This is a genomic window from Micromonospora siamensis (assembly GCF_900090305.1).
GTDB classification, from domain to species: Bacteria; Actinomycetota; Actinomycetes; order Mycobacteriales; family Micromonosporaceae; genus Micromonospora; species Micromonospora siamensis.
Genome location: NZ_LT607751.1, coordinates 5,584,809 through 5,599,163 on the forward strand (window position 1 = coordinate 5,584,809; position 14,355 = coordinate 5,599,163).

General features: G+C 72.9%; 16 protein-coding genes, 1 tRNA gene and 1 pseudogene. 10 read left to right on the forward strand and 8 right to left on the reverse strand.

The window, feature by feature from the left end:
* Positions 1 to 33: 33 nt before the first annotated feature.
* Entirely contained in the window at positions 34 to 2,817 is a 2,784-nt protein-coding gene (locus tag GA0074704_RS25475) for an ABC transporter permease (RefSeq protein ID WP_088972827.1), read from the forward strand.
* A 21-nt stretch (positions 2,818 to 2,838) separates the two neighbouring features.
* Positions 2,839 to 3,312 (forward strand): S26 family signal peptidase, encoded by a 474-nt coding sequence (locus GA0074704_RS25480; RefSeq protein WP_088972828.1) that lies wholly within the window; start codon positions 2,839 to 2,841, stop codon positions 3,310 to 3,312.
* 236 nt (positions 3,313 to 3,548) lie between these two features.
* Here the strand turns inward: GA0074704_RS25480 and ssb are convergent, their stop codons facing one another.
* The gene (ssb, locus tag GA0074704_RS25485) at positions 3,549 to 4,334 is read right to left on the reverse strand and encodes a single-stranded DNA-binding protein (protein ID WP_088972829.1); all 786 of its coding nucleotides are present in this window, start codon (positions 4,332 to 4,334) and stop codon (positions 3,549 to 3,551) included.
* A 332-nt stretch (positions 4,335 to 4,666) separates the two neighbouring features.
* Between ssb and GA0074704_RS25490 the strand changes: the two genes are divergently transcribed.
* Complete coding sequence (locus tag GA0074704_RS25490) at positions 4,667 to 5,089, forward strand: HPF/RaiA family ribosome-associated protein (RefSeq protein WP_088972830.1); 423 nt, start codon at positions 4,667 to 4,669, stop codon at positions 5,087 to 5,089.
* 95 nt (positions 5,090 to 5,184) lie between these two features.
* The gene (locus GA0074704_RS25495) at positions 5,185 to 6,297 is read left to right on the forward strand and encodes an alpha/beta hydrolase (protein ID WP_231926681.1); all 1,113 of its coding nucleotides are present in this window, start codon (positions 5,185 to 5,187) and stop codon (positions 6,295 to 6,297) included.
* Positions 6,298 to 6,319: 22 nt separating this feature from the next.
* Here the strand turns inward: GA0074704_RS25495 and GA0074704_RS25500 are convergent, their stop codons facing one another.
* Together GA0074704_RS25500 and GA0074704_RS25505 are read right to left on the reverse strand one after the other, a co-directional pair.
* On the reverse strand, positions 6,320 to 6,850 hold the full coding sequence (locus tag GA0074704_RS25500) for a GNAT family N-acetyltransferase (protein WP_088972831.1): 531 nt from the start codon (positions 6,848 to 6,850) through the stop codon (positions 6,320 to 6,322).
* A gap of 69 nt (positions 6,851 to 6,919) precedes the next feature.
* Positions 6,920 to 7,603, reverse strand: coding sequence for a serine/threonine-protein kinase (locus GA0074704_RS25505; protein ID WP_088972832.1), 684 nt, complete (start codon positions 7,601 to 7,603; stop codon positions 6,920 to 6,922).
* A gap of 144 nt (positions 7,604 to 7,747) precedes the next feature.
* On the opposite strand from GA0074704_RS25505, the gene GA0074704_RS25510 reads away from it, so the two are divergent.
* Positions 7,748 to 7,820 (forward strand) — tRNA-Arg (locus GA0074704_RS25510).
* 17 nt (positions 7,821 to 7,837) lie between these two features.
* Here the strand turns inward: GA0074704_RS25510 and GA0074704_RS29240 are convergent.
* Positions 7,838 to 8,083, reverse strand: coding sequence for a hypothetical protein (locus tag GA0074704_RS29240; protein WP_088972833.1), 246 nt, complete (start codon positions 8,081 to 8,083; stop codon positions 7,838 to 7,840).
* A 141-nt stretch (positions 8,084 to 8,224) separates the two neighbouring features.
* Between GA0074704_RS29240 and GA0074704_RS25525 the strand changes: the two genes are divergently transcribed.
* Positions 8,225 to 8,743 (forward strand): GNAT family N-acetyltransferase, encoded by a 519-nt coding sequence (locus GA0074704_RS25525; protein WP_157743797.1) that lies wholly within the window; start codon positions 8,225 to 8,227, stop codon positions 8,741 to 8,743.
* Positions 8,744 to 9,010: 267 nt separating this feature from the next.
* Entirely contained in the window at positions 9,011 to 9,379 is a 369-nt protein-coding gene (locus GA0074704_RS29555) for a hypothetical protein (protein ID WP_088972835.1), read from the forward strand.
* Here GA0074704_RS29555 and GA0074704_RS25535 read toward each other — a convergent pair.
* On the reverse strand, positions 9,367 to 9,792 hold the full coding sequence (locus tag GA0074704_RS25535) for a DUF2550 family protein (RefSeq protein ID WP_088972836.1): 426 nt from the start codon (positions 9,790 to 9,792) through the stop codon (positions 9,367 to 9,369). The genes GA0074704_RS29555 and GA0074704_RS25535 overlap by 13 nt on opposite strands.
* Positions 9,793 to 9,967: 175 nt before the next feature.
* Here GA0074704_RS25535 and GA0074704_RS25540 point away from each other — a divergent pair, with 175 nt between their 5' ends.
* Positions 9,968 to 10,537 carry a GNAT family N-acetyltransferase gene (locus GA0074704_RS25540; protein WP_088972837.1) on the forward strand — a complete coding sequence of 190 codons (570 nt, stop codon included), beginning with the start codon at positions 9,968 to 9,970 and terminating at the stop codon, positions 10,535 to 10,537.
* A gap of 35 nt (positions 10,538 to 10,572) precedes the next feature.
* Complete coding sequence (locus GA0074704_RS25545; protein ID WP_088972838.1) at positions 10,573 to 11,247, forward strand: nucleoside/nucleotide kinase family protein; 675 nt, start codon at positions 10,573 to 10,575, stop codon at positions 11,245 to 11,247.
* A gap of 6 nt (positions 11,248 to 11,253) precedes the next feature.
* Here GA0074704_RS25545 and GA0074704_RS25550 read toward each other — a convergent pair whose 3' ends face one another.
* Positions 11,254 to 11,967 carry an alpha/beta fold hydrolase gene (locus GA0074704_RS25550; RefSeq protein ID WP_088972839.1) on the reverse strand — a complete coding sequence of 238 codons (714 nt, stop codon included), beginning with the start codon at positions 11,965 to 11,967 and terminating at the stop codon, positions 11,254 to 11,256.
* A 116-nt stretch (positions 11,968 to 12,083) separates the two neighbouring features.
* On the opposite strand from GA0074704_RS25550, the gene GA0074704_RS25555 reads away from it, so the two are divergent.
* On the forward strand, positions 12,084 to 12,518 hold the full coding sequence (locus GA0074704_RS25555; protein ID WP_088972840.1) for a hypothetical protein: 435 nt from the start codon (positions 12,084 to 12,086) through the stop codon (positions 12,516 to 12,518).
* Positions 12,519 to 12,575: 57 nt separating this feature from the next.
* Here GA0074704_RS25555 and GA0074704_RS25560 read toward each other — a convergent pair whose 3' ends face one another.
* Both GA0074704_RS25560 and GA0074704_RS25565 read right to left on the reverse strand, forming a co-directional pair.
* Positions 12,576 to 13,739 carry a hypothetical protein gene (locus tag GA0074704_RS25560; RefSeq protein ID WP_088972841.1) on the reverse strand — a complete coding sequence of 388 codons (1,164 nt, stop codon included), beginning with the start codon at positions 13,737 to 13,739 and terminating at the stop codon, positions 12,576 to 12,578.
* A pseudogene (locus GA0074704_RS25565) lies at positions 13,736 to 14,258 on the reverse strand (SigE family RNA polymerase sigma factor). The gene GA0074704_RS25560 and the pseudogene GA0074704_RS25565 overlap by 4 nt, the downstream one beginning before the upstream one ends.
* Positions 14,259 to 14,355 lie beyond the last annotated feature (97 nt).

Here is a 14,355-nt window from a genome sequence, read left to right on the forward strand (position 1 = left end):
TTCCGCGTGACAGGAACGGCATTGATCAGGCTCATGATCCACCAGCTCCGCCGTCGGGCCGGCCGCACGCTGGCGCTGCTCGCGGCGGTCACGCTCGCCAGTACGGGCTTCTGCGTACTGACCGGGGCGACCTCCGCGGCGCGGTTGCAGGCGGTCGGAGTCGTGCAGGCCAACTACCGGTCGGCGTACGACATCCTGGTACGGCCCGCCGGATCGCGCAGTGACCTTGAGCGGGAGCGTGGGCTGTTACGCCCCAACTTCCTCTCCGGCCAGTTCGGTGGCATCTCCACGGCGCAGTGGCGGGCGGTCGAGGCGGTCGACGGTGTGGCGGTGGCGGCGCCGGTGGCCATGGTCGGTTACCTGAGCGTCGACCTCGGCATGACCGTCGACCTGACCGACCGCGTCGACCGGACCGCTCGTCAGCAACTGCTGCGACTCTCCCCCGAGACCCTCGCCGACCAGGGTTTGACCCGTTCACCCGGGACTCCCGCCCTGGTCTACGTCACCCGCAACCGCCTGGTGCCGGTACGTGCGTTGAACGACGCCCGCAGGACGTACGTCTACGCCGACGGCACCGAGTTGCCCGACCGGGAGGTGTCCCGCCGTTGTCCGGCCGCCCTCTTCGCGCCGTTGGAGGTGCTTCCCGACGGGCGTCGTGAGCTGGTCTGCGACGCGTTGCGCGACGACGCCACCAGCCCGCTCGCCCAGCAGGTGCGCGCCTTTCAACTCGCCGCCGACGGCACGTTCCGGGACGCCTCCGTGCTGACCCGGGGGCGACCGCTGCCCACGCTGCGCGCGCTGCGGGTCCAGCTGCCCGTCCGCTTCTCGCTGCTGGCCGCTGCGGTCGATCCGGACCGGGAGGCCCGGCTCTCCGGTCTGGACCGCGCGGTGACCTCCGGGCGCTACCTGCGCGCGGGCGAACGGCCCGTCCCTTCGGGTGGCGAACATTCTGTCCCGCTCGTGCCCCTGGTGGCAGTCGACCGGCTCGCCACTGACGAGCGGGTGCGGGTGCAGGTGCGGGAGCTGGCGGAACCGGCCCGGGTTCGAGCCGGTTCGGCACCACCGAGCCTCGCCGCGATCAGCGCGGACGCCGGCACCGCCCAGCGGCCGCAGACGCGTGGACTCGGTTCCCTCTACGCCGACTGGCTGCGGTCCACCGAGTCGGAACGCAGGGCCTGGGTGGACGTCGACGACCTGGTGACGGTGGGGGCACCGGCGTATCAGCGGGACGGGGACGCGCTCCGGGTACGCGTCACCGACCCGCCGGCCCGGCTGAAGACGCCCTCGGACACCGAACGTTTCTCGGTACTGGCCCGGGACACCGCCCTACGCCAGGTGACCTCCGGCGACAGCCGCCTCGACCGGGAGAGCACCGTTGCCGGCACCCTGGTGGGGACGGTGGACCCGGAACGGGCGGTCCAGGGGCAGCCGTCGGGCGGCGCGCCGATGGAGACCTTCGTCCCGCCCCGGCTCACCGGCGCCGACGAGACCTCGACGGACGCCCTCGGCGGCCGGCCGCTCCTGCCGAACAGCAGCATCACCGGGTACGTTGCGACCCCTCCGCACCTGCTCGCCAACCTGGCGTCCCTGCCCGACCTGCTCCGTGGGGCGGATCCTGCCCAGAACGCGCGACCGTTGAGCGCGGTGCGGGTGCGAGTGGCGGGGATCCACGCCTTCGATGCCACGGCTCGGGAACGCGTGCGGGTGGTCGCCGAGGAGATCGCCGTCCGGACCGGCCTGGACGTCGACATCGTCGTCGGGGCGTCCGGCACGCGGCAGACCCTGGTGCTGCCGGCGGGTCAATTCGGCCGACCGCAGCTCACCCTCGACGAGTTGTGGACCCGCAAGGGTGTGGCGACGGTCATCGTCGAAGCGGTGGACCGCAAGAGCACCATCCTGCTGGTCATGGTGCTGGTGGCCTGTGTGCTGTTCGTCGGCAACGCGGTGTCGGCGGCGGTGCGTGACCGGCACCGTGAACTCGCCATCCTGGCCTGCCATGCCTGGCCTGCCAGCCGGCTGGCGGCCCTCGTGCTCGGCGAGGCGGCGGCGATCGGCACCCTCGCCGGCGTCGCCGCCGCACTGCTGACGATGCCGGTCGCCGCCGCCGCGGGGATCACGGTGCCGTGGTCCCGGCCGGTCCTCGCCGTGGTGGTGGCACTCGCCCTGACCCTGGCTGCCGCGCTGGTTCCGGCGCTGCGGGCCGCCCGCACCTATCCCGCGGCCGCCCTCCACCCGGCCACCGCCGCAGTCACGGGGCGGCCCCGGCGGCAGCGGACCGTGTGGTCGATGGCGGTGGCCGGCGCCCGCCGGATGCCGGGGCGGACGGCCCTCGCGGCGCTCAGCCTGGCCATCGCCATCGCGGCGTCGACCGTGGCCCTGGCCGTCGACGTGGTCTTCACCGGGCGAATCGTCGGCACGGTGCTGGGAGACGGCGTGTCGCTGACCGTGCGGGGTGTGGACCGGTTCCTCGTGATGGGTCTGGTCTTCTTCGGCGTGGCCGGTGTGGTGGACGTCCTCTATCTCGGCATCCGCGAGCGGGCGTCGGAGTACGCGCTGCTGCGGGCCACCGGCTGGTCGGAGCCGGACGTCGGCCGGCTGGTGGCCGGCGAGGGGGTGGTCATCGGTGTCCTCGGCGGCGTGGCGGGTGGCCTCGCCGGGCTGCTGGCGATCTCCGTCTTCGTTGGTGCCGTGACCCTCGGGACGATCGCCGTGGCGGTGGCCGCCGCACTGGCGGGAGCGCTGCTCGCCGCCGTTGCCGGGACTGTCACGGCGGTCCTGTTGGGCCGCATGCCGGCAGCCCAGCTCGCCGACCAGTAGGGAGTTACGGTGCGTCTCGTCATGGCATTCGTCGCGGTGGCCCTCGGAGGCACCGCTGGCATCCTGCTTCTGCGCAAGCGTTTCCTGATGGCCACGGTCAGCGGCTTCAGCATGGCTCCGACCCTGCACCCGGGCGACCGCCTCCTGGTCCGCCGGGTGCCGCCGGCCGCCGGGCGACCGGGGGACATCGTCGTCGTTCGCCCGGACGCCCGGATGGCCGGTCCCCGGCCGCGCCCAGGCTGGGTGATCAAGCGGCTCGTTGCTGCCCCCGGGGACCCGGTTCCCGCGGGTGTGCCGTCGTCGACGGGCTCGCACGTCCCGCCCGGACGGATGGCCATCCTGGGGGACAACCCCGACGCCAGCCGCGACTCGCGCGACTACGGGCTGGTGGCGCACGACCAGTTCGTCGGCGTCGTCGTCCGGACGCTGCACCGCGCCCCGCGCTCGGGCGCGCTGGTCGTCCCCGAGGTGCCGCCGACGGCCGACCGCCGCTGAGATCTGGGGCGGAGGATCCCGTGCCGCGGTCCGGGCCATGGGGCGCAGCCGCCCGGTCAGGTCCGGCGGAACGGCGGGGGTCAGGAGCGGCAGGCGGGTCGCGACCGGATGGCCCGCTCGCCGGACCGACCGACGTGCCGGCCAGCCGGCCGCCCCCGTCCCTCTACCCGTTGCCGGCCCTGTCCCCCGCCCGACGGCCCCGCCACGCGGATCGCCGGGTCGGGACCGATGGTCCCTCAGGCCGATGCCGGGACCCGGCCACGCCCACGGCGCCCCCGTCCGGCGGGCGGGGTCGCCGGTTCCTGCGGGACCGGACCCGGTTCGCCGCCCAGGGACTCGCCGCCCAGGGGGCCGAGGTCGTCGGCGAACTCGTCGTCCTCCTCCTTGTCCTCGTCGTCTCCGCCGGCCGGGTCAACGCCCTCAGACAGATCGTCGAAGGAGTTGGAGAGGTCGGCGAGCGCGGAGGTGGCTCCGGACGCCCGCATGGCCCCGCCGGCCCTCCCGGGCGGTGCGCCGAAGTCCGGTCCGCCGAAGTCGTCGTCGAACGGGCGGTCGTCGGGCCCGGCCGGCGCCTGGTCCGGCGGGACCGGCTCGGTCGGCTCACCGTGCACCCGGGCCTCGGCCTCGGCGTCCTCGACGGTGCTGGTGGTCAGGCCGGGGCGGTTGCGCTCGAAGCGGGACTTGCCCCGGGAGAGGTCGTGACCGACGGCGACCGCCTCCAGCTCGTAGAGCGTCCGGTGGTTGCCGGCGTCGTCGGTCCAGTCCCGGGTGTAGAGCCGGCCGACGACCACCACCGGGTCGCCGACCATCACCGACGAGGCGACCCCCTCGGCGAGCTTGCGCCAGCAGTTGACCCGGACACGGAGGCTGTTTCCGTCGACCCAGCGGCCGCTGTCCCGGTCGAGCCGCCGGGCGGTCGAGGCGACCTTGAAGTTGGCGACCAGGGTGTTGCTCTGGGTGGTGCGGCGCCACTCGGGCGCGGTCAGCACGTTGCCGACGATCGTGACGTACGTATCGAACATTCGTTCCTCCAGGGGTGAGTACCTGGTGGCAGCCTCGGCCGCTCAGGGCGGCGGCACCAGCGGCCGGCACCCGTCCTGTGGACGACGGAGCGGGCTGTGGACAACGACCTGATCAAGGTCCCTTCTGCTAGGGCCGCCCGGCCCTGGGGGCCTCGACGGCGGCCCGGTCAGGATCGGTTTCGCCGGTCGGTTCCGAACGGAGCGTGACTGGGTATGGATTTGATCAACCGAGCGACCACCACCGCTCGACGCCCGACGAGAGAGGCAGCGCTGATGACTTTCCGCCCGTCCCGTACGACCCGCACCGTCCGCATCGAGGGCGAGGTCCGGCGATGAGCGCCGTCGCGAACCCGGCCACCGTCGCCGAGTGCCTGCGCGTCGGCGCCGGTTTCTCCCAGGGTGACCGGAACTGGATCGCCGAGCAGTTCGCCACCCTCGACGCCCGGCTGGCCGGCTTCCACGCCGACTCCACCGAGCTGGAGGTCTCGGTGAAGGACCGGGAGGCCCGGGGGCAGAAGGTCACCCTGGAGTGCTGGATCGCCGGCCGCCAGAAGATCGTCACCACCTCCTCCGAGGAGGACCTGCACGCGGCGCTCAACGACTGCCGGGACGACCTGCGCCGGAAGCTGAACGACGCGAAGACCCGGCAGGAGCCGCGGCACAACAAGCACGTCCGGGAGATGGGCCAGCCCGTCCCGGACCAGCCGGCGGAACTCGACGTCGACGCGCTGCGCGCGGACGCCGAGACGGCCTGAGCGACGCGCCGTCCGTCCCCGCCCGCGCGGTCGCGCCCGGGTGGGGACGGACGGAGGGCTACCGCTCGGTAGCCTGCCGGCGTACCGTCGCGGTCGTGGAACCGGACGTGCTGGGGCCGCCGTACGAGCGGCAGACGATCGACCTGGGCACCGACGACGAGGGGCCGGTGCTCGCCACCCTGGTCCGCCGCCGCGCGGAGCGACCCACCGGGCGGGCCGTGCTCTATGTGCACGGCTTCGTCGACTACTTCTTCCAGACCCACGTGGCCGACTTCTTCGCCGAGCGGGGCTGGGACTTCTACGCTCTCGACCTGCGCAAGTACGGTCGCAGCCTGCTGCCGCACCAGACGCCGAACTTCTGCCGGGACGTCAGCGACTACTTCCCCGAGCTGGACGCCGCCGCCGAGATCATCCGCGACCAGGACGGCCACGACACCCTGCTCGGCATGGGCCACTCGACCGGCGGCCTGATCCTGTCGCTCTGGGCGCACGCCCGCCGCGACGCCGGTCTGGTCGACGGGCTGGTGCTCAACAGCCCGTTCTTCGACATCAACGCCCCCTGGCTGGTCCGTCGGCCCCTCGCGGCCGCCGTCTCCCGGCTGGGCCGCCGGGCGCCGCACCGCGCGCTCCCCATGGGCCTGGGCACCGTGTACGGCGAGAGCCTGCACGCCGACCACCGGGGCGAGTGGAGCTACGACCTGGCCTGGAAGCCGCTGGCCGGGTTCCCGGTGCGGGCCGGCTGGCTGAACGCGATCCGCACCGCCCAGCGGCAGCTCCGTGCCGGCCTGGAGATCCCGGTGCCGGTGCTGCTGGCCTGCTCGACCCGCAGCTTCCGGGGCACCCGCTGGCACGAGTCGGCCGCGCTGGCCGACGCGGTGCTGGACGTGGAGCACATGGTGCGCTGGGCGCCCCGGCTGGGCCGGCACGTCACCCTGGCCCGCTTCGACGGCGGCATGCACGACCTGACGCTCTCCGGCCCCGCCGTACGGGAGAAGGTCTTCACCGAGGTGGGTCGCTGGGCCGAGGCGTTCCTCGGCGCCGGGCCGACCGCCCCGGCCGGCGACTCCGCCGCCGTGCCACCGGCGACCCGCCGCCCGGTCGACGGTCCGTCCCTGGCCGACGCCCCGTCCGCGGACCACGCCGCGACGCCGGCGGAGGCACCTGCCGAGGCCGACGCCGCGCCGGCGGACAGCCCCGCCCGCTCCTGACCGGTACCGCCGCCCGCCGGGTTCACCGCCCGGCGGGCCCGGCGGCGGCGGACCCGGCGTCGGCCAGCGCCAGCAGCCGGTGCGCAGCCTCGCCGGTCAGGTCCAGCTCGCCGACGATCTGCTCGCCGCTGCGCTCGCCGGTGCGCCGGAAGCCGAGCCGGAGATAGAACTCCTCCGGGCCGTCCTCCCCCTCCTCCCAGGTCGTGAAGATCCGGTTCTCGCCCCGCCGGCGGGCCTCCGCGCAGACCGCCGCGACCGCGTACCGACCGAGGCCCTGTCCCTGGCGGTCGGCGGCGACGTTCAACCGCCACAGGCCGGAGCGCAGGTCGGCCGGGTCGTCGGGGCGCCAGGGAATCCGGAAGAAACCCATCAGGAAGGCCACCGGACGGCCGTCGTCGACGACCAGCCTCGGCCAGGCGATCTCCCCCCAGGCGTACGCCTCGGCGAGCGAGCGGGCGACCGGCTCGATCAGGTGCTCCTGGTCGGGGCGGACCCGCACCTCGCAGGCGGCTTCCACGTTGTCGGGGGTGATCTTCTCCAGGCGCGGCGACATGGCGGGGACCCTATCGGGCCGGTCCCGCCACCCGCGCCGGCATTCCCCGCCGGCCGCGGCCAGCGCCGGTCAGCCGGCCGGGGGCAGTTCCGCGACGGCGGCGCGGATCCGGTCGAAGGGCGCCACCGGGTGCCGCGCGCCGTCGGCGGGCAGCAGCACGCCGAGGCAGTGCACCCCCAGGTCCCCGTCGGCGTCGGTGTCGACGCCGAAGACGGGTGCGCCGACGTACCCCTCGGGCAGCGCCGCGTCGACCACCAGCAGGTCCCCGTCGCGGACGACCCGCTCGACGGCCACCTCCAGGGGGCGCGGGGAGCCGGGCTCGGGGCGTACCCCGTGGGCCAGGACGAAGGCGGAGCCCGGCTGCGCGCCGACCCGGGCGAGCGTCGCGGGCCCGGCCGCCAGACCGTCGGTGACCGGCTGGGTGCGCCAGCGCCAGCCGTGCTCCCGGGCGTACGCGTGCGGGCCGGCCATCGGCAGGATGGCCACCCCCAGGTCGGGTCGGCGGCTCCAGCCGGCGGCGGCCGGCGTGATCGAGTCCGCGGCGCCGGGCGGTTCGGTCACGCTGGGTCGCAGCCCGACCTCGGCGGCGCCGGCCAGCAGGTCCGCGGTGAGCAGGTGGTCGACCCCGGCCGCGTCGGCGAAGAGGAACGCGGTGCCGAACCGGCTGGCCGTCCGCAGCGGCAGCAGGGCGCGGCCGATGATCTGGCACAACTCGTAGGCGACGTCGTCCTCGATCTCCGGTTCCAGCAGCACGCCCCCGAGGGTACGGGCCCGTCCGCCCCCTGGCCGGGGTGACGGCGGGAGTCGATCCGTGGGATTCTGATCAACGGCCGAGCACCCGTTGTGCCGCGGAACGGCCGGTCGGCGGTACCCTCTTGGCGCGACGTCGCGTCGTGCGCGCCCGTAGCTCAGCGGATAGAGCAGGGGACTTCTAATCCCAAGGCCGCAGGTTCGAATCCTGCCGGGCGCACCGTTCTTCACCGCAGGTCAGCGGCTTTCCGCTCCCGTGGAGACGATCACCACGGGCCTCCGTACAGCCATTCGTGCAGCCAACCCGAAGAGGTGCTTCGCGGCCTCGGCCACGGCGGCCCGCTCGATCTCCGGCAGGACGTGGGGGTAGGTGTTCATCGTCAGCCCGATCTGGCTGTGTCCGAGCACCTTCATCACGGTCCGGTGCGAGGCACCGGAGACGAGCAGGAACGTCGCGCTGGAGAAGGTGATCGTGAACGGCATGTGCCGGGAGGTTGAGGAGGAAACCGGAGTACGGGTCGAGCCGGTCCGGCTCACCGGCGTCGACAAGAACATGAAGCTCGGCGTAGTCACAAGGAAGTGGAGTCGAGTGTGCGGAAAGGATCGACCGGGTACGGCATGGGGGTGAGTGAATATCCCGAGATCGAGACGGCACGATTGCGGCTGCGTCAGTTCCGTGCCGAGGACTTCGCCGTCCATCGCGCCCTGGTCGACGATGACTCCGCAGTGACCTGGTCCCACCGACGCCGTCCGCTCGCCGCGAGTCTGCGTAGCTGGGCCGACCGTATCGACGGCTGGCAGCGCAACGGGTTCGGTATGTGGATCGCCGAAGTCGTCGCCACCCGTGAGGTGATCGGTCACTGCGGTCTGCAGCGGATGGAAGGTGGAGACGAGGTCGAGCTCGGCTACTACTTCGGCCGCGCGGCGTGGGGCCAGGGCTACGCCACCGAGGCGGCCCGCGCCTGCCTGGCGTACGGGTTCGACCAATGCGACCTGCCGTCCATCGTCGCGGTCGTGCGCCGCGAGAATGCGGCTTCCCGCCGCGTGGTGCAAAAGGTGGGCATGCTTCCCGAACGGGACGGAACCTTCTACGACGCCGACGCCACACTGTTCCGCCTCACCTCCGGCGATTTTCGCCGATGACAACCGCTGGTGGCGTCAGATGGTCATGCAGGCCCCCCGTACGGCCATGTCAGCCGACGGGATGCTTCGCGGCTGGTGGTAATCCGATTCAGTCGGGACGGACCGGCCTGCGAGAGTGTGGCCATGAGTGACGTTGTCATTCGGCGGGCCGGGCTCCGAGATGCGCCAGTGGCGCCCGTACCGGAACTCACCTCGCTTCGGACCTCGGTGGACGCGGCAGAGCAGTAGCCGACCCTCAGTCCCACCGACGCTGGCAAACTTCCCCGCATGAGTTACGACCTGGCGGTGTGGGAAGGCGACCCGCCCTCCGACGACGAAGCGGCCGGTGAGACGTACGACGCCCTCTACCACCGGTACTTCGAGAACGAGGCACAGCCGCCCACACCTCGGATCCTCGCCTACGTCGATGCCGTGTCGACCCGATGGCCCGACCTCTACGGCCACGAAGCCCAGCTCTTCCCCCTGTCGAACGGGCTCATCGACGAGGCGTCAGGCCCCATGGTCTACTTCACGATGCCGTTCAACCGGGCCGATGAGGTCTCAGCGGCAGCGGCGCAGCTGGCCGCCGACCATGGCCTTGTCTGCTACGACCCGCGGTGGGCACACGCCCGGCCCGCCGCCGGTCACGAACACTGAGCCCGCTCTTGACGCGGTCCCGCGGTGACGGCACGGAGAAACGGGAGATCGGCCCGGTCCACCGCCAGCTGGACGGGACCATTCCTCGTTTCACAGATGAGAACCTTGAACGCCGCGTTCACGAACAGTTGCTCCCACGGCTTCACGTCCCGCTCACGAACGATGCGGATGTCCGCAAGGCTCACGGGTGATCGCCGGATCGAGCGCAACCGATCGGGAACCCATCCCAGGCCGTCGCCGCTCCGCCGGAGGGAGCCATGGCGCCATCGCCCGGCGAAGCATCGCCTGGAGCGGTCCCGATACGCGGCGGCCACGCGGCGCTCGCCAGCGGCCTCCCTGAACAGTCGGCCCAGCGCACCACCGATCGCCCCGCCGACCAGGTCCGCGACGAGGTCGCTCAGCAGGCTCAACACGCCACCACTGTAGAGACGTGTCACGATGTGGCCGTACAGCCGTCCGTACCGTCGAAGCCACCTGGTATTTCGTACGTGTCGAGGGCTCCGAGCAGCGCGCCCGGCGACCGCAAACCGCTTGCGGGGCGGCCGGCACCCGATGTCTGGTTGGTCGGCCATCGAGCAGGGAGAGAACATGACGCGCGGGTCCCTACCCACCCCCACGCTGCACACCCCCAGGCTGACCCTGCGTCCCTTCGACGAGGCGGACAGCGACGACCTCTTCGCGCTCCAGAGCAACGCCCACGTGCTGCGCTACTGGGATTCGCCACCCTGGACCGAACCGACGCGCGCCGAACGGTTCCTGGCGGTCTGCCGGCAGATGGCGGAGGAGGGCACCGGGGCGCGACTGGCCGTCGATCGCGTCTCCGACGGCGCGTTCATCGGCTGGTGCACCGTGGGCCGGTGGAATCCGGGGTTCCGCAGCGCCTCGCTGGGCTACTGCTTCACCGAGGCGGCGTGGGGTCACGGCTACGCGACGGAGGCCGCCCGCGCCCTGCTGGGGTGGGCCTTCGACACGCTGGAGCTGAACCGCGTCCAGGCCGAGGTCGACACCCGCAACGCGGCATCCGGGCGGGTGCTGGAGAAGCTCGGCTTCGTCCGGGAAGGGACGTTGCGGGAGGACTGCGTCGTGAACGGCGACGTCTCCGACTCGTGGGTGTACGGCCTGCTCCGGCGGGAGTGGCGGCCGGATCCCGCCCGCTGAGTCCTTCGACGGCGAGAATCGGGCGGGAGCAGGACATGGAGCAGGGCCACCGCGACGAGCTGATCCGCCACCTGGCCGAGGCGGTCGGGTCCGTCACCGTGGCCCACCCGACGCGGGTGGCCGTCGACGGGCCGCCCGCCGCCGGCAAGACCACCCTCGCCGACGAGCTGGCCGTCGTCCTGCGCGGGCAGGGCCGCGAGGTGGTACGCGCCACGATCGACGACTTCCTCTTTCCTCGCGCTCGGCGTTACCGGCGCGGTGAGTACTCGGCCGAGGGCTGCTACGTCGACGCCCACGACCACGGCTCGCTGAACCGGGTGCTGCTGGATCCGCTCGGCCCGGGCGGGGACCGCCGCTTCCGGACGGCGGTCTACGACCACGGCACGGACACCGTGTTGTCCCCGCCGGTCGGGACCGCCCCCGCCGACGCCGTGCTGATCCTCGACGGCGTGTTCCTCATGCGCCCCGAGCTCGTCGACCGGTGGGACCTGAGCATCTTCGTGTCGACCGCGCTCGACACGACGGTGGATCGGGCGGTGATCCGGGAGCGCCGGGTGTCGTCCCGGGCCGACGTGGAACGGCGCTGGCGCGAGCGTTACCTCCCCGCCCAGCGGTTGTACCTCGCCACGGCCCGACCGACCGATCACGTCGACATCGTCGTGCGCAACGACGATCCCCGGCGGCCGGTCTGGGAGTCCCGGGCACGCTGACCGCGTTCAGTCCCTCGCCGCTCCAGCAGCCGTGCAGGCGTCCGTGACGGTGCTGGTCCACACGTCGGGGTGGGTGAACCAGAAGTCGTGCGGTACGCCGGGCACGGTCGAGAATCGCCCGCGCGGGACGAGCGCGGCGAGCTGCGCCAGCGGCCATGACGGACGGATGTCGTCGCCGGCCGCGATGAAGTGCATCGGCACGTCGCAGGCGGCCAGGTCACGCCACAGTCCAGGGCGGTGGATCCACTCGGTGAACGACTCGCCGAGGGACGCGTGCACCTCGGGCGCCCAGGCGATGTCGACGACGGGCTCGGCGGCCCTGCCGGCCTCGTACGCCTCGGACCAGGTGCGGTCGCGCTGCGGGCCCCGGCCGGCGATGCCGACCATCGCCGTCACCGCCTCCGGATGCTCGACCGCGTAGCGCACGCCCAGGTCGCAGCCCCACGAGTGGCCCAGCACGATCCAGCTGCGGACACCGACCGTCTGTCGGACAACCTCCAGATCGGCGATCGCCTCCGCCATGTCGTGGGGGCCGCCGCCGGAGCGGCCGACGCCGCGCGGCTCCGGGTACCAGGCGCGGTGGCCCCGCGGGGAGATCTCGTCCCGTTCCAGGTACTGCACACACCCCGGGCCGCCGGTCAGGACGACGACGTGGGGACCCTGGCCCGTCACGCCGACGTGCAGTGCGGTCGTCCCCACCTGAACCGTCCGGGCGTCCATGCCCGACGACGCTAGTCGGGTGGACGGGGTCGCGGTGTACCGGCGCACCGGCATACGTGCGCCGGCCGTGCCCGACCGGTCACCGTGCGGTCGCCCGAGGCACTACCGTCGGGCCGATGGTTGCCACCGCAGCGGGAGCTTTCCGTCGTACGCCGATCGAACGCGCGGACCAGCGCGTCTCCTGGGAGCGCTCGGACCAGGCGTTCTTCGCCGCCGGCGCCTGTCACATCCTCGCCTGGACGTGCCGGGACGCCTTCCCCGACCGGCCGATCCGGCTGGCCGGGGTGCGCTACGCGGGCGACCCGCAGGTCTTCCACGTCTGGGCGTTCTGGGACGGCTGGGCGTTCGACCACTCCGGCTGGAACCCGGAGCCGGAGCTGTTGGCGGCCAACGCGGCCTTCGAGGCCCGGCCGCTGGAACGCGTCGCGCTGACCGACGACCTGGCCGAGTTCTGCGCTGCGCACCACTCCCGCATGCCGCACCAGTACTGGCGGGACCCGCTCCCCCGGGCTCGCGCCTACCTCAACCGACACACCCCGCCCCGGGCGTGAGCCGCCCCCCGACCGGCGTCGGTGACACCGGTCGGGGCACTCGGTCCGGCTGCGGGTTCAGGGCACGCTGATCGGGATGACCGCCTCCGGCTCGTCGATCGTCACCTGTCCGTCGAACGGCGGCACCTGCGAGATGGACACGTAGTGGTTGCCGAGGTCGACCGGCTCGTCGAGCAGTACCGGACGGTCGTCCGAGACGAGCGTGAAGGGCACCGAGATGCGCGACCGCGCGCGTGGTCCGGGGACGGTGCAGACGAGTGCCGTCTGGTCGCTGGACGGACGGACGGCACAACCCTTCCAGCCCGCACCCGCCGGCCGGACCTGACTCGGCAGGACGAGCAGGATCTGCAACCGGGCGACGTCGACGTCGCCGTCGTTGCTCACCGCCACCGTCAGCCGGCCGGTGAACCCGTCGCCGGCCGGCCGGATCGGCAACGTGGAGGGGACGACGGAGAGCCGGGCCACCGGTGACCGCCCCGGGAACGTCGTCGGGCCCCCCAACTGCTGGAACCGGCCGTTTCGCCAGGCGTACGTACGCCACTGGTTGGGCACCGAGTTCTGCCCACCGTCGGTGTACTCCTTCGAGACCAGCACGGCGACCCGCCCGTCGCCGCGCGCCTCGAGATGGTCCATCATCGCGAGTCCGTCCTGCGTTCCGACGACCCGGCCGAGCGGCACGAAGTTCCGGCCGTCGCGACGGAACCCGACGATCTGACTGCCTCCCGACTCCGGCCCCTCGCCACACATCAGGTGTGCCACGTAGTCCTCGGTGCCGTCCCGGTCGACGTCCGTCGCGACGTACGACAGGACGTTCACCGCCCGGTGCGGGCCGTCACCCGGCGACTGGCCGCCGGTCAGGGTGACGCGGCCCGTCGTGCAGGTGGTGTCCGCGGTGGCGCCCCAGGTGGGCACCGTGATGGTGGCCGCTGCGAGGGGGCCGAGATCCGGCTGCCCGCTCTGCTGCTCGGTCGGCAGCGTGGTCGGTTCCGGCGCCGTCGGCGCCGGGGTGGTTCCGGACGGTGCGGGTGAGCGGTCGGTGCGGACCCCGACGGCGGCGCCCAGTGCCACGGCGACGATGGCGAGGCCGGTGACCACGGCGGACGCCGTACGCCGGACACGGACGCGGTGGGAGGTGGCCAGGGCCCGCTCGCGCAGGTCGACGGCGTCGGCCTCGGCGGCGATCTCGCTCAGTCCTCGGCGCAGGTCGTCGATGTCGATCATCGCGCCCCTCCGGTCTTGTGCAGGCCGTCGAGTTCCGGTGCGAGGATCCGCAGCCGCTCGAGCGCCTTTCGCGGTCTGGCTCTTGATGGTGCCCACGCTGACCCCCATGGTCTCCGCCGCCTGCGCCTCGGTCAGATCGTCGAAGAACCTCAGGATGATCACCGCGCGCTGCTTCGGGGTGAGCCGGGACAGCGCGCTGCGCAACGACAGCCGCAGCACCGTCTGATCGGCGTGGTCGGACTGCACACCGGACCAGTCGGGCAGGTGGCCGGTGAACGCCTCGACGACGCGGCGCCGCCGCCAGCGGGTCACCTGCAGGTGGTACATCGTCCTGCGGGCGTACGCCTCGGCGTTCCCGGTGGCGTGCAGGTTCCGCCAGGCGCGATGGGTCAGTCCCAGCGCGCTCTGCACGAGGTCCTCGGCCAGATGCTGATCGCCGGTGAGCAGGTAGGCCGAACGGATCAGGGCCGGCGTCCTGGCCCGGACGAAGGCGTCGAAGTCAGCGACGGAAGCGTCCACCATCGCCCCCTTCCGACCGGTCGTGTGGAGGTGACATACCACCTAAGACGACGACCGGCGGCGAAGAGTTGGGGCCGGGACGGACAATTGTGCGGTC